Source organism: Ruegeria sp. AP7, from assembly GCF_056539905.1.
Genome location: NZ_JBQFVT010000005.1, coordinates 206,866 through 224,188 on the forward strand (window position 1 = coordinate 206,866; position 17,323 = coordinate 224,188).

The following is a 17,323-nucleotide window of genomic DNA, read 5'->3' on the forward strand; positions in this document are numbered from 1 at the left end:
CGATTGGCAATACGCCATGCCGGATTGGTAATAAAAGATATAAGGTGGGCTAATTCGAATTTGGCGCAAGCGGTGGCAAGTCTGGCTGAGATGCTGCTTCGGCTTTTATCCAGTTCAGAAACTCGTTGACCTTCTGGCTATCCTTTGTCTCTGGGCGTCGCACAAGCCAATATGATAAAGGCGACAAGGTCATTTCCGAAAACGGACGAACCAGCCTGCCATCACATAGTGCATCAATGACCAATGGCTCGCGGCCTAACGCTACGCCCAACCCTTCGATAGCGGCTTGAATGACCATATTTGACTGCCCCAATCGGCGTGTCCGCGGCGATGAAGGCATGGTCAAGCCACTCTGCCGTGCCCAGAATTCCCAAGTAGGGCTGGATGTGCCGTGATGGAGGTTTTCATCAACAAGCAAGGTGTGTTGCGCCAAATCCTGTATGCTTGTCAGCGATGAGGCAAGTGAAGGGGCGCAAACCGGAAACAGCCTTTCCCGCATCAACAAATCAACTTCCAACCCCGGATATTCTCCAAGCCCGTATCGGATACCGATATCTGAATCCGCTCCGGAGAACGGGTGGTAACCGGTGTCGGTCGCAATTGATATTGAAAGGTCAGGATGTGCCAGATCGAAGTGCAGTAGCCTTGGAAACAACCAGTTAAAAGCAAATCCGGGCAGACATGAGATGACTATTGTTCGATCCGAGCGTGTGCGGTCCCGCAATTGGGCGCACACTTCTGATATGCGTCCCAATCCTTCTGCAATAGCCAGCGCTAGTTGTTCGCCTTCCCGGGTTGGACGCGATTGCCGCGCACCGCGCACGAGTAAATCCCTGCCCAACCACTCTTCCAGTGTCCTGACATGCTGACTAACCGCGCTCTGACTGACCCCTAACTCGTCGGCAGCAGGAGAAAATCCAGAATGGCGCACAACCGCCTCGAAGGCACGCAATGCAGAATAGGGCAGGTTCAAGATCATATTAGTGACCCTAATGTGAGCCATTAATACTTTCAAATGGATTAGCTCCCGCATCGGATCGTAAATCTGAGATACTAAGCAATCAGGATGTGTCGATGTCTGATATGACGCCGGAGCGGGGCGCTCAAAATCTGCTGATCAACTGCGCCCGCGCATCTACGGGCGACAAGTTGTTGATTGCATATGAGCCACCTGAGTTTGGGTACTTCGATGCCGAATGCGTAGATGTCGTGAGCCGAGTAGCCCATAATCTGGGAATGACCGTCGATACCGTCGATGTCGGCTTTAACCCCGACAATCCGCATCTGACACCTGATCTTATGGCACGGTTCGAAGAAGCCGACATTATTCTGTTCCTTGCCCGGCTTGGGGATCAGTTGCGGTTTTCGGATATGCCGCAGGGCAAGAAGATTATTGTCAGCTTTGCATTGTCCAAAGAGATGCTGGGCTCGGGCTTTTCTAATGGCCACCACGATGCGTTCATGGATCTTAAGGCCGATATCAACGCAGTGCTGGACTCATCGACTGAGGTACGCCTGGCCTGCCCGCTGGGCACTGATGTTCGTGGCCGACCGATTATGAACCTGAAACCAACAGGTGACACCTCGATTCTGCGCTTTCCAATGTCCGTCTTTACCCCTGTTCCGGCTTACAGTTTCTCAGGTCGCGTAGCTATCAGTTTTCTGACGGGAACAGGTTCGAAATACTATGACGACTATACGATTGAATTCGACCGCCCGGTCTTTGCAATAATGGAGAACGGGCGGTTGCTGCGTTTCGAAGGCGACCCTGCCAATGCGTTCAAAGCCGAAGCACATTATGACCGGGTCGCAGGAGATTTAGGTATCGACCGTAGCTTCGTTCATTCCTGGCATGCAGGCATTCACCCAGGCTGTGGTTATCCTTGGGACATGCGCGACAACTACGAACGCTGGGGCGGGTCTGCCTTTGGCAACCCGCGCATCCTGCACTTCCACACCTGCGGGGCCTACGCGCCCGGTGAAATCAGCTGGAATGTCATCGACCCGACAATCGAGATTGACGGCGTGACCTACTGGAACAACGGCGTTTTTCATGCGGATCGGTTGCCCAACGGGCAAACCATTCTGGATCAATACCCTTGTGCCGCAAGCCTGTTCGAATATCCCGACCCTGATATCGGATTAAGGGTCGCGAGTTGATCAATCGCGGCTTGATCGAATCATCACCTGTCGAAATAATCTTGTTAATAGGACCTGATCGAGTTGGTCCTATGGTGCGGAGCACTCCCGTCTCCGGTGCCGGTATATGCGTAGAGGGCAAGACCCCCGCTCCGGCAAACTCATGGAAATCACATGTCAAAAGCTATCGTCACGCCGCTGACTCAGGCACTGGCCGAAGGAAAACTGACGCGCGAAGAACTCAAAGGATTCATGCAACGCTCGAACGCGCCTGGATTGCGTCATCTTGCACTTTGGATTTTGGTACTGACCTGCACCACAACTCTGATCACCCTGGCTTGGAACAGTTGGCTGATCTGGCCCGCGATGTTTCTGCAGGGCGTCGTCCTGGTTCACCATTTCTCACTACAACATGAGTGTGTCCACTACACGGTGTTTCGTACCCGCTGGCTGAACGATCTGGTCGGGCAGATTTGCGGCCTGATTATCATCCTGCCACACCGGTTCTTTCGGTACGAGCATTGTGACCATCACACCTATACCCAACTGACCGGAGAAGATCCCGAATTGATCCCGCTTCCGAAAACACTTGGTCAGTATTTTCTGTATTTATCTGCCCTACCCTACTGGCGCGGCAAATTCACTGAACTGTTCCGGCATGCCTATGGCAAACTCAGCGACGTTGAACTGCGATTTATTCCCAAAGAAGAACATCAATCGGTCTATTGGGACGCGCGCCGGATGTTGGCCATTTACGCGACGATATTGCTGGTAATGGCGGTCACCGGTTGGTGGGGCTTGATCTGGTACTGGATCATACCACTGTTTCTGGGTGAGCCGGTGATGCGCTTTGTGCGCATGACAGAACATGTCGGGCGGCCCACCGTGGCGCAGATGTCAGAAAACACCCGTACCAATCTGGTGTCAAAACCGATGTCCTTTTTGTGCTGGAACATGAACTATCACGCCGAGCATCACTATGTCGCCTCGGTCCCTTTCCACGCTCTGCCCCGCCTGCATGAAAAGCTAAAGGATCATATCTTCGTCGAAAAAGGCGGGTACCTGGCCGCGCATCGCGACATTCTGCGTCAGATCATGCAGCGGAATGCAAGGGCCTGAGTGATGAAAACAGAAAAACCCTGGCGCGATGTGATCGAAGTTTCAAAACTAGAGCAGAACTGGGTCACGCGCGTGGAAATCGGGCCTCGTTTGATTGCCGTTTACGATACACCCAGTGGTGTCTACGCCTCACTGGCTTTGTGTAACCATGGTGGGGCCGATCTATGCGACGGTTATTTTGACGGCCACGTGATCGAATGCCCATTACATCAGGGCGCATTCGATGTCCGGGACGGCAAGCCCGTTTCAGCACCGGCAACCCGCGCGATGCGCGTATTCGAAACACGGGTGCAAGACGGGATGGTTCAGGTCCGAATGTGACCTGAACCTAACGCTTTTCAGATCGCTTCTCGAGCCGCGCAAAGATGCGGCTGAGACCAAAGCAGACAACAAAATAGAACGCCGCTGTTGTAATCCACGCCTCGAAGATCATCCGGGACGAGGCGACCAGTTCGACGGTTTTGTAGGTTAGTTCCTGCACCGAGATCAGCGACAGGATCGAGCTGTCCTTGATCAATGAAATGAACTGGTTGGCTAGCGGGGGCACAACCTTTTTCATCGCCTGCGGCAGCACAACGTAGCGCAGCTCTTGCATACGGCTCATCCCGATCGAGCGTGCCGCCTCGCGCTGACCCTTCGGGATCGACTGAATTCCGGCACGCACGATTTCGCCGACAAACGCACTTTCAAACAGGGCCAGAACGATCACCCCTGAAACAAGCGAAGGAAAGCGACGCATTTCGCCGAAGAAGAAGGTCCAGATCTGGTTGTTTTCCTGCCGTGCAATACCGCGCGCCCAACGTTCAAGGTTCAGCGCATCGATCAGTTGTTGAGATAGGAAAAAGAAAAAGATGAAGACAACGACGACGGGGGGAACATTACGCAAAAACTCAAGATAGGTCCGCGCAAGCATGCGTATGGTCAGATTGGCCGAACAGCGTGCAATTCCCAGAATTGTACCAAGAATGAGCGCCAGAATACCCGAATAGATGCTGATGCGAACCGTCGCTGCTAAACCCTGCAGCAGCAGATTTGCAAAATACTCTTCGCGCCCGGAATGCCAGCCAACAATATAGCTTGGGATCAGTTCCCAACGCCATTTGTAATTCAGCGTACCTTCGATCGACAGCCAGATATACCCAAAGAAGGTTATCAAAACTGCCACGATCACATAGTCAGGCCATCTGAGTTTTCTAAGGAATTCCTGCACCAAAGCGCTCCGCATAAGGACCAGGGGCGGTGGGTCCGCCCCCAGTCAGAGTGGTTATTGGGCGACCTGGTCGGCCCACTCTTCAGTGGCAAACCAGTAATTGTGGCGCTCTTCCAGCCAGCCGGACCGCCAATTCTGTGCAATCCAGTTGTTAAAGAAGTTCATCGCGTCGGGATCTCCTTTGCGCATCCCAAACGCCTCACCTCGTGGATCAAACAGCTCACCTTCAAGCACAACCAGTGTTTCCGGATTGCGCCCCGCCTCGCGGTTGGGCGTTGGCTGCGATGCCATTGTGGCGTGGGCGTTGCCATTCAGCACTTCCTGAGTCGATGCGCCATCTTCATCAAACAACAGCAGATTAGCCTCAGGGAATGCCTTGGCAATCACGGTTGCCGGCGTTGCGCCACGACGCGCAGCAAAGGTAACGTCAGATGAGTTCAAGTCTTCTCGCGCCATGCCTGCAGTCAACTCTTTGTTGGCCAGAATGGCCAAGCCAGAATAGGCATATGGGTCGGTGAAGTTGATCGTCAGGTTCCGCTGTGCAGTCACCGACATGCCCGAGATGATCACGTCGAAATTACCAGACACAAGGGCCGGGATAATGCCATCCCAGGCAGTTGGAACAAACTCGACCTCAACGCCCATGTCTTCGGCCAATTTTCTGCCAACATCCAGTTCGAACCCGATCAGATCGCCGTTCTTGTCACGCATCGACCAAGGCACGAACAGCGATAGGCCAATCCGGATCACCCCATCCTGTTTGATCGTTTCAATTACACTTTCGCTGGACAGTTCCTGAGTTGCGCTTTGCGCCCAGCTTGAGGTCGCCATGCCAGTTGCCACGACCGCGCCCAGGGCAACCCCGAGCATTCTGCGAGATAGCTTCATCTTGGTTCTCCTTGTTGTCCGGTTAAGTTCATGTGGTTATTGGTCGACGGCATATTTCTTCTCCAGATAACTTACGCCGATCGACAGGATCAGGGTCACCACCAGATAGACCAGTGCGATGGTGAACCAGATTTCAAAACTCATGTAAGTGTCGGATATGATGTTGCGTCCGAAGGTGGTCAGCTCGGCGACGGCAATGACGCTGACAATGGCCGAGGATTTGATTAGGTGAACAACCTCGCCCGTCATCGGCGGCAACATAAACCGAACAGATTGCGGAAGGATGATGTAACGATAGGTCTGATAGGGGGTCATCCCGATGGATTTAGCCGCCTCCCACTGACCAGTTGGGATGGCATTAATCCCAGCCCGCAGAATTTCGGATATCAGCGCCGAATGAAACACCGCCAAGGTCAGAATACTGGCGGTATACCGGTCAAAACCAAAGATCGGACCCAGCACGTAGTAGAACAGATAAAGCAGAACCAGCAGAGGAATGTTTCGGATAAGTTCAAGGAAGCCAACTGCTACAGCCGTACCAATTACCAGGCCGGATAGACGCAGCAACGCGACCAGGAGTCCAATAGCAGTGGCCAACAGGAAAGAAATGACAGACAATTTGATCGTTGCGACCAACCCTATGGGTATCTCACCCCACTCAAAGCCGATTTCTGTGTTGCGGTATAGGAACTGCGGCACCCGGTACCATTGCCAGTTATACCCCATTCCCTGAGCACCAACGTACGAGCCATAGGCAATTAGCCCAACGATGATTGCATAAATCGCGACCGAGACAAACACCGAGCCAAAGAACCGCTTATAGAAGGGCGGTTTCGGCAAAGACTGCCCTTTTCCCCGTGATATGCCCAGATCGGTCACGTCAGTGCTCCAATATCTGGTTCAGGAACAGGCGACAGCGTTCGCTGGACGGGTTGGTAAAGAACTGTTCTGGAGGTGAAATTTCCACGATCTGCCCGGCCTCCATGAAGACCATAGTGTCAGCGACCTTACGGGCAAACCCCATCTCATGGGTGACAACAACCATGGTCATACCGGTATCGGCAAGTTCCACCATCACATCCAGCACTTCATTAATCATCTCTGGATCAAGCGCAGAGGTCGGCTCATCAAACAGCATGATCCGGGTTTCCATGCACAAGGACCGCGCGATGGCAACGCGCTGTTGTTGCCCACCCGACAATTGCGCCGGATACTTGTCGGCCTGCTCGGGAATGTGAACACGATCAAGATAATTGCGTGCGGTTTCCTCGGCCTGAGCTTTGGAAATCTTTCGCACCTTCATCGGCCCGATCATCAGGTTTTCAAGCACGGTCAAATGCGGAAACAGGTTAAACTGCTGAAACACCATTCCGACTTCTTGCCGCAACTCACGTATTTCTTTTGCGTCTTTGTAAACTTCGATGCCATCAATCACGAGACGTCCAGAGTTATGCCATTCCAACCCGTTGAAACAACGGATCAGCGTGGATTTTCCCGACCCAGACGGGCCGCAGATCACAACCTTTTCACCCTGATGAACAGTCAGATCGATATTCTTGAGTGCATGGAAAGTGCCATAATACTTATCAAGATTGGTCACTTCTATCATGGGGGAGGGCTGAGTCATGCCGAACCTGTCGATATCCGGGTCAGACGCAATAGCTGACCTTTGAGGTTGCGAGTATAGCCCGTCAACAAACCAGGCGCATTTCGACTTTGCGCGCATTTGATCAACCGCGATCCGTCGTCATGCCTGTTGGCACAAGACATCTGCAGCTTTGAATTTGGCAAAGCGGAGCAATCTGGCAAAGCTTCAGAATCCTCAAATCTGTTGCGCGCTAATCAATATGGTTGCTTAATGTGCAATATTCGTCAATAAAAAAACTCAACGGGCGCTCTGTCGCCGCCTCGAAATACGAAAATAAACTATAGAAGGACGAATGAATGTCTGCCTGGATTCGGATGATATCTGACGAAGATGCCGACGAACATTTGAAGAATACCCTTGATTTAGCGCGTACACCGCATGGGACAGTGGACAACGTGATGCGTGTCCATTCGCTACGTCCCAACACCATGAAAGGGCACGTCATTTTGTATCGCGCCTGCCTTCATGATGACGCCAATTCAGTGCCTATGTGGTTTCAGGAAGTCATAAGCTCCTACGTTTCCACGCTGAACACGTGCCCTTACTCCTATGCCAACCACTGGGCAAACGCCCGTCATCTGATCGGTGACGACGCACGCGCCGACTCAATTGAGGCTGCGCTTATGGCGCATCGCCCTCAGGATGCGTTCGAGGGCGCCCATCTGGCCGCGTTGAGCTATGCTGAGAAGCTGACGCTGTCGCCGGGCACCATGGAAGAATCGGATGTAGACGCCTTGAAAGATGCTGGCTGGGAAGACGGTGAGATCCTCGAAATCAATCAAATCGTGGGATATTTCAATTATGCCAATCGGTTGCTGAATGGTCTGGGTGTCACAACAAAAGGAGACGTCGTAGGCTACTACGGCGAAGATTGACGGGACGTTTCATGCAAGTTGACACGCCGGGAAGACAGATTGACCGTGCCATTGGCGCCTCTCTGAGGGAGCTGCGTCAAAGCCGGAAGCAATCCGCCCGCCGGCTTGCCGAACAATCGGGTATTTCGGCTGCGATGGTCAGCCGTATCGAAAATGGGCTGGTTTCACCTTCGATTGACACTCTTGCGGCATTGGCGGAAGCACTAGAAGTCCCCATCGTTTCACTGTTTCGCGAAGCAAGAACTGATCACACCGACTATACCCTCGTGCGCCATGGCGAAGGGTTGAAGTCCACTCGCTTGGCCGGTGGACATTCGCATGAATATGTCAACCTTGCATTGCACTCTCGGAAAGACCTGCGATTCCAGGCCCGTCGCGTAACGCTGTTAAGGGATGAGGGACAACCGCCCACCTATGTCGGGCACGGCGTTGTGTTTGTTCAGGTCCTCGAAGGGCAGGCAGTCTATCGCTATGGCGAAGCAAGGTTCACGCTTTCAGCCGGGGATAGTATTAGTGTTGATGCGGAATTGAACCACGGCTTTGAAGAGGTTCTGACGCCCGAGTTCGTCTTCCTCACCGTTCAAGCTGAGCGCCCTTAGGGGCTTACTGAGATGGCTGCCCCAACTGATATTGATCTGACACGCGGGCCGATCTCAGCCCATTTTCGAACCTTAGCCATCCCAGCGGCAATTGGGATGCTGTTCAACACGCTCTACAACGTCGTAGATATGTTCTTTGCGGGGCTCCTTTCGACCAGTGCGCAAGCAGGCCTGGCATTGGGTTTTCAGGCATTCTTCATCGCAATCTCGGTCGGAGTTGGATTGGGCGCAGCAATGAGCGCGCTCGTCGGTAATGCCTTGGGTGCCGGTGATAATCGCGCGGCACGGCGGTTTGCAGCTCAAGGGATGATCTACGGTTTCATCGCAGCCGGAGTTTTGGCATTGGCAGGGCTTTGGTACGGCCCGGCACTTATTCAATTGGTTTCGGAACCGGGACCATATCGCGAAGCGGGATTACGCTATTTCTACTGGCTATTACTGGCCCTGCCCGGGTTCCTTTTGGCCTTTGGATGCAACGGAATTCTTCAAGCACATGGGGACGCGGTTTCGATGCAACGCGCTCTTATCGTTGCGTTTTTTGCCAATATTGGTCTCAATCCGTTGTTGATTTTTGGTATCCCGGGCGTGATCACCGGCATCGGGTTCGATGGCCTCGCCATTTCTACGGTAATCAGCCAAACCGGTGTGATGGTGTTCATGATCCGCCAGGTGCTCAGACGCCGAAGAATGAGGCGCATGCGGGCAAGAAATTTCATTCCGCGCCTGCAAAAGTTCAAGGAAATCTCAGTTCAAGTCCTTCCAACGGCCACATCGTTCATCGTGATGCTTCTATCAGGTTTCGTCGTGCAGTTCGCGTTGAAAATCTTCGGCGAGCACGCGATTGCGGGCTTCGGTGTCGCTATTAGGTTGGAGCAGATTCTACTATTGCCTGTGCTCGGGGTCACTGGTGCGCTGCTTCCCATCGCGTCTCAGAATTTCGGGGCACGGGACTATGAAAGGGTGCGCGAAGCCCTGTTTTATTGTTGGAAAGTCGGGCTGGTCATGACCGCTATTGCGGCCCCTATCCTGTGGATATTTGGCCGGTCTCTGCTGGGTCTCTTTACTGAAGATCCCGAAGTTATTCGCGTGGGGCTCAGCTATCTGCGTGTCGATAGCCTGATCCTTCCATTCTATATGATGCTGTTTTCAATCAACTCGCTGCTGCAGGCGTTAAAACGCCCAATCTGGACAGTATGGATTAGCCTCTATCGTCAGGGATTTGGCGTCGCCTTTTTTGTCTGGATTTTTATCGGCGTTCTCGGCTTCAACGAAATCGGTGTCTGGTTTGGAACCGCCTGTGCCGTGATCACTGGATGGATGATCGGGCTTTTGGTGGCATCTTACGTCGCCCATAAGGAATTGGGCGGGCTCTGGCTTAGTTTTAGAACCGATCCGGGCTGAAGGCCTGTATATCGATGCTCGGTACCCTGCCAGCGATTACATCTGCAACAAGTCGCGCCGTCGTCGCTCCCAATGTCAGACCCAGTTGCCCGTGGCCCGTAGCAAAAGTGACATTGGTCAGACGCCTGCTGCGGCCAATGATCGGGCGTGTATCAGGCGTAAAAGGGCGACGACCCATGCGGCGCTCAAATTTCTCAGTCCTCAACCCCGGCAATACGCGGTGCGCACGTTTGACCAGTACATCGGCCCGGTTCCAATCGGGCTGCGCATTCAAGTCCGCAAACTCTGCGGTGCCTGCCACGGCCAGCGCATCCTCATAAGGCGTGATGCCAAACCCGCCCTTTGCGTAAAACACCGTGTGGCGCAGATCGATTCGACTGTCGTGCAAAGCAGTTGAGTATCCCATGACACCCTCCATGCGCAGTGGAATATTCAACTTCTTAGCCAAAACGCGCGAATGCGTGCCTGCGGCAACTACAAACTCATCCGCGCTTAGCGTGCGCCCGTCGCCGGTATGCACGTTTTGGATATGTTGACCATCACGCGTAAAGTCGACCGCTGCATTCGAGACAATCTCCCCGCCCCGTTGGGTGAAGCTCTGCATCAGTATTTCGACCAACAGTTTTGGATCTGTCACAAAGCTCCAATCCCGTAACAGCGCTGCATATTTGAAATCGGGCGCAATAGCGGGGTCCATCTCATGCGCTTCATGGCCTGATACCTGGTCGATGGTGCACCCGAACTCACGCGCGAGATCAAAGGCTGCGCGCATGGTCGCAAGGTCATTGTCATCATCAAACAGCTTGATCACTGGTCGCTCAACCAAAAGCTCTGGGTGACCAACATCTGCGAGCTGCGCTTTGAAATCATCAGTGGCAGCAAAGGTGAGACGTGCCAGATCGGCGGTAATCGCCCGCATCTTCGAACGCCGCGCATTGGCTGTGAACCGCACAAACCAAGGCATCAGCTTCAATGCCGAGGCTGGCCTCAAAGAAAGCGGGGCCTCGGAATCCAGCAACCAACCCGGCACTTTCATCAGCATCCCCGGCTGCGACAAAGGTACGATCTCGCCAACCGCGATACAGCCGCAGGAGGCCCAGCTTGCCCCCTCACCCACCGGTCCGGGTTCAACGACCGTGACAGAGTGCCCCTGCGACTGCAGTTTTAAAGCACAGGAAATTCCGACAACACCGCCACCGATTACAACGACCCGAGACATTCGTGCGGCCTCTACTGAAGTTCGCGCAGTTGTGCCATCAATTCGGCAGTGACACGAACTCCATCCGCTTCGGCAGCAGCGCGATTCTTCAACCTTCCATCTCCGGGGACGCGTGCATCGCCATTACCTTCAATCTCGCCGCAAATGCGCTGGACATATTCTCCAAACGCTTCGTTGCCAAACCGCGCCGGATCAATTGCGATCAGCGTGTTGCCGCCTTTGATATTTAACGCCCCGTGCGCTTCGCGCTTGGCGTTATCGACGGACAAGGTTCCGCCAGCCAGTGCTGCACCGAGGACCTCGATCAGGAATGCAATCGCTGCTCCCTTGTGTTCACCAAATGGCAACAAACTGCGGGTTTCCAGTATGGCGTTGGGGTCACGTGTCGGTTGTCCCTCTGGATCAAGCCCTGCAGGACGTGGTAAATCATGCCCTTCCGCAGCTGCCATGCGAATATCCATAAGTGCCACCATGGACGATGCCTGATCCCAGACGACCGGCTCACCCCCAGGTCGAGGGCAGGCAAAAGACATCGGATTGGTGCCAAAAACCGGGCGAACGCCCCCTTGTGGCACCACCATGGAAAGCGAGTTCACGACACCTAGCGCGACCAGTCCAGCCTCAGCTAACGGACCGGTATCGAACCGTAACGCCCCCAAATGGTGGCAATTGGCACAACTGAATGCCGCAATCCCGTTCTCGCGCGCCATCTCAATAAGCTCGTTCCGCGCTTTGGCGGCCACGATCTGGTAATAACCATTGTCGCCATCCCCTCGTAAAACACCCGGAGCGATACGTTCAACGCTCGGGTTGGCGGCGGGGTTGGCGTAGCCCGAAGCAAAGCTCTGCGCATAAACAGGCAACATTCGTAAGCCATGGCTTCGTGGCCCGTCTCGTTCGCTCATTCGAACAAGATCGGCCAATACTGCGGTACCGTGCTCATCCACTCCCGCAGCCACAAACACAGACCTGGCCAACTCCCTTACCTCGTCGAGTGAGAGCGTTGTCGTCGAGTCATCGGTCATGTGCGTGATCCTGTCCTTGGGTTATGAACCGGGCACGTTAGCGCCCGCTTTCCAGATTAATCAAGCGCTGTATTCCAACCGCTTTTTGGCGACGAACTCATCCAACGCACCGCGCTGATCATCCGGCATTGGCGGCCGCACATAGGTGTTTAGCATACGCTGCGCCTCTTCCGTACCAACGACTTCGGCGGTTTTCGAGCCCTCAGCTTCCCACTGTTCAAAACTGTCATTGTTTTGCAAGTGGTTCATGTGCATGGGGTTCTCACGCGTGTGGTCGGTGCCTAGGAAATGTCCGCCGGGTCCGATGTTTTCGATATCGCCCAGCAAAGCGTCCAGATTTTCCTCTTGCAGGCCGCTGAAGAAACGGTGGAAGTTTTCCAACTGCAATGCGTCCTGCACCCATTTCGAATAGCTGACCCCAAGCGCGCCCTCAAGAAAGCCTGCCGAGTGTACGATGTAGTTTGCACCGCCCAGCAGTACCGGCCACATGGTGTTGGCGGTGTCGAACGCAGCCTGCATATCCGGGGATTTCGATCCGGTCCACATGGTGCAGGTTCGCCACGGCACACCGTAGAACCGCGCCATCTGACCCACCAAAAGGTTCATCAAACCGGGCTCCGGGGACCCCATCATCGGTGCGCCTGTCTTCATCGAAACGCCCATGATCGCGACGCCCAATACCATAGGTGCTCCGCGCCGGATGATTTGGCTGTAAGCCATTCCCGCCAGCGATTCGGCGATCAGCAGCGCGACACCGCCCTGCGGGCTGGCAGGTGTGCTTGCCCCGGCAAGGACAAAGGGCGACAGCAGGCAGGGCTGGTTGGCAGCGGCATAGACGCGCAAGCTTTGCAACATGGTCTCATCCCAGACGAGCGGTGTGTTGCAGTTCAGTAGGGCCGCCATTACCACATTGTTGTCGACAAATTCCTCACCAAACACGATGCGAGTCATCTCAACCGAATCCAGTGCCGCCTGTTCCGACAGCACCGAACCTTTGATCGGTTTGTCCGTCAAGGTCAGTGCGGCATGAACCAACTCTAGATGGCGTTGCGGGACGGGCACATCCTGCGGCTCAACCGGCAAAATACCCGGCACCATCATCGACTGGCTCATTTGGCTGAGCTTGAAGAAATTATGTGCATCCTCAAGCATCGAAGGGCGGCGCACGCCATCCAGACCGTAGACAAACGGCGCACCATAAGCGTTGGCAAAGACCGAATGCTGATTGCCCACCCGAAGCGAGCGTTCCGGGTTGCGTGCGGCATAGCCCCACTCTGGGGGAACGGCCGAGATCAGGTCCATCAGCATCTCGCGCCCGATACGCACCCGTTCACCCTGCACATCCGCACCGTACTTCTTCCAGTCGGCTAAGGCGACGGGGTCACGGAATTCAATGCCTGTTGTCTCAAGGATCGTCATTGCGGCGTTGTGAATCTTCTCAACGCCTTCGGGGCCAAGCAGATCAATTGGTCCCACCTTGCGGTTGAGCGTCGACAGGTAGACGGGGGGCGGGTTGGTGCGAGCCTTGACCCGCGCGGCACGTCCGCCGCCACGGCCCGAGCGTGCTTTGACTTCTGCCATCTCAATTCCTCCGGATCAGGCGCGCGCGCGGGCGCTGGTGGGATCAACGGCGCAGGTATCGATCACTTCGGCCTCGCGCATTTCATTGTGGATAAGCACCTGCATTTTGGCGCCGGGTGCCGTCATGTCCTGTGGCACCAGTGCCATCGCAATGTCGTGGTTGCAGTAATACGAGAACCCGCCCGAGGTGACCCGCCCGATCAACTTACCATCGGCATAGACGCCTTCGTCGAACATCACCGAGGTATCGCAGAACGGCAGCTTCAGTGTGACCAGCGTGTTGTATCCGCCATCGGCCTGCTGCTTCTGCAGCGCGGCTTTGCCGATGAAGTCACGTTCGGCCACCTGCCCGCCGATCTTTTCTGTCATCGCCACGAAACGGCCCAGATCGGCCTCATAGGGTGTCAGGTCCTTGCAAATCTCGCGATTGATGGCGCGATAGGATTTCTCAAGTCGCATCGATTCCAGCGCCTCAAGACCGAAGGGTTTCACGCCGGTCTTCAGCAGCAGATCAACGAGGTGGCGATTATACCCAACCGGGTGATGCAGTTCCCATCCAAGCTCTCCGGTATACGAGACACGCAGCAGGTGCACACCTTTGGCATAGCCCACCTCACCCATCTGCGCCGAGAGCCACGGGAAGGCTTCATTTGACAGATCATTGTCCGTCAGCGGCTGTAAGATTTCGCGTGCCTTGGGCCCGGCTAGTGCGATCACGCCCAGCTGCTCTGAGATATCCTCGATCACGACAGACCCGTCGCGCGGCAGCGCGCGCTGTAGTTGGTCCCAGTTATAGGCCCGCCAGTTCGGTGTTGAGATCAGGTAGAAATCGTCGTCGGCATAGCGCACGATGGTGTATTCCGCATCCATGCCGCCCTTGTCGTTCAGCATCAGCGACAGGGTCATGCGGCCCACTTTTGGCAGTTTGTTGGCCATGATGCTGTCTAACCACTGTGCAGCCCCCGGTCCGCGAACGGTGAATTTGGCCATCGGAGACATTTCGATGAAACCAGCTTCTTCACGTGTAGTTCGCACCTCTTCCTGAACCCGCTCCATATGATTGGTGCGACGGAAGCTGTGTTCGGGGATCGCTTCTTCGGGTGATTTGGCGAACCAGCGCGGGAATTCGTAGCCATTGAAGCTGGTCCAGACTGCTCCTTGTGCGGTCAGCAGATCATATGACCCGACGGTCTTCATAGGACGCGCATCGGGGAAGTCCTCGCCCGGCACATGCGCATCCATATGGGTGCCCCATGTCTCGCGCACCTTATCCATGGTCCAGCGCTTGGAGGCATAATCCGAGAACCTGCGCGGATCGAGTTCCGACATATCCATGCCCGGATCGCCATCGACGATCCACTTGGCCAGACGGTTGCCAACCGTCCCGCCCCACAGAATGCCACCGGGCATGCCTTCGGCCAGCCAGAGGTTCTCATGTCCCGGCGCCGGACCGGCCAAAGGCAGCTCGTCCGGTGTCATCTGAAATGGACCGCGGGTGTTGGCTTTGATCCCAACCTCGCCCAGTGTGGGCACCCTTTCAATCGCGCGTTCCCACTGAGTTTCCACGGCGTCGAAATCCTCGGGCAGTAGATCAGCACCAAATTCCGGTGGCACGCGGTCTTCGGCAAATAGCTTGAGGTCTTTGGTGAATTCATAGGGCCCGAACTGGATGCCGCCCACATCTTCGCGCATATAAGCGCCGTAATCTTCATCCCGCAGGATCGGGAATTCTGGCAAGCCCTCCGCCCGGCGCTCTTTCAGCAGCGGTACGGTCTCGGTGGTCCAATACTGGTGAACGATCGGAATACAGGGCAGATCCAACCCCACGCGGCGTGCGTTTTCGCGGGCATAGTTGCCAGTGGCGAAGATCAGATGTTCACAGGTTATTTCACCCTGGCTGGTGGTCACTTTCCAATGGCCGTTGTCCAGCTTTTCATAGGCCTGAGCCTCGGTGTTCTGGTAAACCTTGGCACCTGCATCGCGTGCCAGCTTGGCGAGCGCCATGGTGATATCGGCCGGATTCACGTACCCGTCTTCGGTATGCAGGATACCACCCCGAATGTCCGGGCTCTGGTTTAGCAACGGATGGACTTCGGCAATCTCTTCAGGGGTCAGCAGCTTGCAAGGTACGCCAGCCGCCTCGGCAATCGAGATATAAGACTGGAACTCGTCCCAGCGCTTTTCAGTATTGGCGACCCGCAGCTGACCAACCTTCCGCAACCCGACCGAGCTGCCCATCTTTTCTTCAACCTCAGTATAGATGCGGATGGTTTCCATCGTCATCTTCGACACATTGTGCGACCGCACGAAGGTCACCAACAGACCCGCTGCATGCCAGGTCGAGCCGGAGGTTAGTGTTGTACGTTCCAGCATGACCGCATCTGTGCAGCCATGTTCGGTCAGCCCGTAAAGGATCGACGCCCCTACGCAACCTCCTCCGACAACCACGACTTTTGCATGTGACTGCATTCCGCAACTCCTTCAAACTGTGCACGACCAACAAGGGATCGCATTGCAAACCGGTTGGGGAGCATTTTCATCGGGAACTGCTGGCCGACAATTGCAAAAAGATTCACTCTGCATTAGATCAGTTAAATCAATAGCCAGACTATCTCCTTTAATTTATCAGGCAATCGATCCACCACAGGTCAAAACATCTTGCCCAACCGTCCCTACGATCTACCACCTCTTAGTTCGCTGATCAGCTTCGAAGCAGCCGCCCGGCATGTCAGCTTCAAGACGGCGGCTGAAGAACTCAACGTCACCCCGGCCGCGATCAGCCATCAGGTCAAAGCGCTCGAGAACGAACTGCAATGCGGGTTGTTTGTGCGCCATCATCGCGGTGTTGAACTGACTGAAAGTGGGGCATACCTACTTGTCTCACTGCAACGCAGCCTAGAAGGGATCAGCGAGGCCCTTGGGCAATTGCGGCGCCAATACGACAAAAAAGGAGTGACGATCCGCTCGACAACAGCGGTAAGCTCACTCTGGCTCACGCCACGCCTTGCCCAATTCTGGAAACAACACGGACATGTTTCCGTTACACAGGTTGTAACAGATCTGGGCGTCGACTCTTCGAAGTGTGATTTGAGCATCCATTACGGAGATTCCAGCCGTGAAACAGGTATTTTCAAGACTCTGTTTCATGACAACATCATGGCCTTGTGCAGCCCCCGGTTTGCAGAACAAAACCCGATTGAGCGGGTCGACGAAATCGCGGGGCTTCCACTCATTCATCTCGATGCCCCGGATACCGGATGGACTGACTGGCGCGCGTGGACACAAAAACTGGGGTATGAGGGCCCTTTGAACTCCGCCCATCGCGTCAACAATTACACGATTGCGCTTCAAGCCGCTCAGGACGATATGGGGGCAGTTTTGGGATGGGAGGGCTTGACTTCGGAGCTAATCGCATCCGGCAAACTCGTTAAGTTGTTGCCGCAGACCATTTCGTCACAACTGGATTTTTACGTTAAACTGCACAACACCTCATCCGACCGCGCAAAGCTCGTATTCAAATGGTTGGGTGAGGCGATTCAAGAACACCGCGATCCGAGCGATTTCTCGATGCCCTGATTGTTTTGAGCGATCACGTATCGTTGTCGGTCGCTCTAACCTT

Annotated in this window: 16 protein-coding genes; 7 read left to right on the top strand and 9 right to left on the bottom strand. The window is 54.8% G+C overall.

All coding sequences use genetic code 11. The features are described 5' to 3' along the window. Positions 1-49: 49 nt before the first annotated feature. Positions 50-979 carry a LysR substrate-binding domain-containing protein gene (locus ACR0KN_RS12080; protein ID WP_480653783.1) on the bottom strand — a complete coding sequence of 310 codons (930 nt, stop codon included), beginning with the start codon at positions 977-979 and terminating at the stop codon, positions 50-52. Positions 980-1,074: 95 nt separating this feature from the next. Here ACR0KN_RS12080 and ACR0KN_RS12085 point away from each other — a divergent pair, with 95 nt between their 5' ends. The 3 genes from ACR0KN_RS12085 (at position 1,075) to ACR0KN_RS12095 (ending at position 3,579) form a co-directional block, all read left to right on the top strand. Then, entirely contained in the window at positions 1,075-2,160 is a 1,086-nt protein-coding gene (locus ACR0KN_RS12085; protein WP_480653785.1) for a hypothetical protein, read from the top strand. A 153-nt stretch (positions 2,161-2,313) separates the two neighbouring features. Beyond that, a complete protein-coding gene (locus ACR0KN_RS12090) occupies positions 2,314-3,258 on the top strand; it encodes a fatty acid desaturase family protein (protein WP_480653787.1) in 945 nt (314 codons plus the stop codon). 3 nt (positions 3,259-3,261) lie between these two features. Next, on the top strand, positions 3,262-3,579 hold the full coding sequence (locus ACR0KN_RS12095) for a non-heme iron oxygenase ferredoxin subunit (RefSeq protein WP_480653789.1): 318 nt from the start codon (positions 3,262-3,264) through the stop codon (positions 3,577-3,579). Positions 3,580-3,586: 7 nt separating this feature from the next. On the opposite strand, the gene ACR0KN_RS12100 is transcribed toward ACR0KN_RS12095, so the two are convergent. The 4 genes from ACR0KN_RS12100 to ACR0KN_RS12115 are packed head-to-tail and all read right to left on the bottom strand — an operon-like array spanning position 3,587 to position 6,983. Then, positions 3,587-4,468, bottom strand: coding sequence for an amino acid ABC transporter permease (locus ACR0KN_RS12100; protein WP_170475251.1), 882 nt, complete (start codon positions 4,466-4,468; stop codon positions 3,587-3,589). A gap of 54 nt (positions 4,469-4,522) precedes the next feature. Continuing rightward, the gene (locus ACR0KN_RS12105; RefSeq protein WP_010441573.1) at positions 4,523-5,356 is read right to left on the bottom strand and encodes a transporter substrate-binding domain-containing protein; all 834 of its coding nucleotides are present in this window, start codon (positions 5,354-5,356) and stop codon (positions 4,523-4,525) included. Positions 5,357-5,392: 36 nt separating this feature from the next. Further along, the gene (locus tag ACR0KN_RS12110) at positions 5,393-6,235 is read right to left on the bottom strand and encodes an amino acid ABC transporter permease (protein WP_170780493.1); all 843 of its coding nucleotides are present in this window, start codon (positions 6,233-6,235) and stop codon (positions 5,393-5,395) included. Position 6,236: 1 nt separating this feature from the next. Next, the gene (locus ACR0KN_RS12115) at positions 6,237-6,983 is read right to left on the bottom strand and encodes an amino acid ABC transporter ATP-binding protein (protein WP_311201795.1); all 747 of its coding nucleotides are present in this window, start codon (positions 6,981-6,983) and stop codon (positions 6,237-6,239) included. A gap of 317 nt (positions 6,984-7,300) precedes the next feature. Here ACR0KN_RS12115 and ACR0KN_RS12120 point away from each other — a divergent pair, with 317 nt between their 5' ends. From ACR0KN_RS12120 to ACR0KN_RS12130, 3 genes are read left to right on the top strand one after another with little or no spacing between them, the layout of a single operon-like run. Continuing rightward, the gene (locus ACR0KN_RS12120) at positions 7,301-7,879 is read left to right on the top strand and encodes a carboxymuconolactone decarboxylase family protein (protein ID WP_480455438.1); all 579 of its coding nucleotides are present in this window, start codon (positions 7,301-7,303) and stop codon (positions 7,877-7,879) included. A gap of 11 nt (positions 7,880-7,890) precedes the next feature. Beyond that, positions 7,891-8,478: a helix-turn-helix domain-containing protein gene (locus ACR0KN_RS12125; protein ID WP_010441577.1), complete on the top strand. Its 588-nt coding sequence runs from the start codon at positions 7,891-7,893 to the stop codon at positions 8,476-8,478. Positions 8,479-8,490: 12 nt separating this feature from the next. Then, on the top strand, positions 8,491-9,879 hold the full coding sequence (locus tag ACR0KN_RS12130) for an MATE family efflux transporter (RefSeq protein WP_480653792.1): 1,389 nt from the start codon (positions 8,491-8,493) through the stop codon (positions 9,877-9,879). On the opposite strand, the gene ACR0KN_RS12135 is transcribed toward ACR0KN_RS12130, so the two are convergent. The 4 genes from ACR0KN_RS12135 to ACR0KN_RS12150 are packed head-to-tail and all read right to left on the bottom strand — an operon-like array spanning position 9,860 to position 16,173. After that, positions 9,860-11,098 carry an NAD(P)/FAD-dependent oxidoreductase gene (locus ACR0KN_RS12135; protein WP_480653794.1) on the bottom strand — a complete coding sequence of 413 codons (1,239 nt, stop codon included), beginning with the start codon at positions 11,096-11,098 and terminating at the stop codon, positions 9,860-9,862. The genes ACR0KN_RS12130 and ACR0KN_RS12135 overlap by 20 nt on opposite strands. An 11-nt stretch (positions 11,099-11,109) precedes the next feature. Continuing rightward, complete coding sequence (locus ACR0KN_RS12140; RefSeq protein ID WP_480653796.1) at positions 11,110-12,123, bottom strand: Ldh family oxidoreductase; 1,014 nt, start codon at positions 12,121-12,123, stop codon at positions 11,110-11,112. 60 nt (positions 12,124-12,183) lie between these two features. Next, positions 12,184-13,704, bottom strand: coding sequence for a trimethylamine methyltransferase family protein (locus tag ACR0KN_RS12145; protein ID WP_170544005.1), 1,521 nt, complete (start codon positions 13,702-13,704; stop codon positions 12,184-12,186). A 15-nt stretch (positions 13,705-13,719) separates the two neighbouring features. Next, on the bottom strand, positions 13,720-16,173 hold the full coding sequence (locus ACR0KN_RS12150) for a GcvT family protein (RefSeq protein WP_170544003.1): 2,454 nt from the start codon (positions 16,171-16,173) through the stop codon (positions 13,720-13,722). A 189-nt stretch (positions 16,174-16,362) separates the two neighbouring features. Between ACR0KN_RS12150 and ACR0KN_RS12155 the strand changes: the two genes are divergently transcribed. After that, on the top strand, positions 16,363-17,280 hold the full coding sequence (locus ACR0KN_RS12155) for a LysR substrate-binding domain-containing protein (protein ID WP_480653799.1): 918 nt from the start codon (positions 16,363-16,365) through the stop codon (positions 17,278-17,280). The last annotated feature ends 43 nt before the right edge of the window (positions 17,281-17,323 follow it).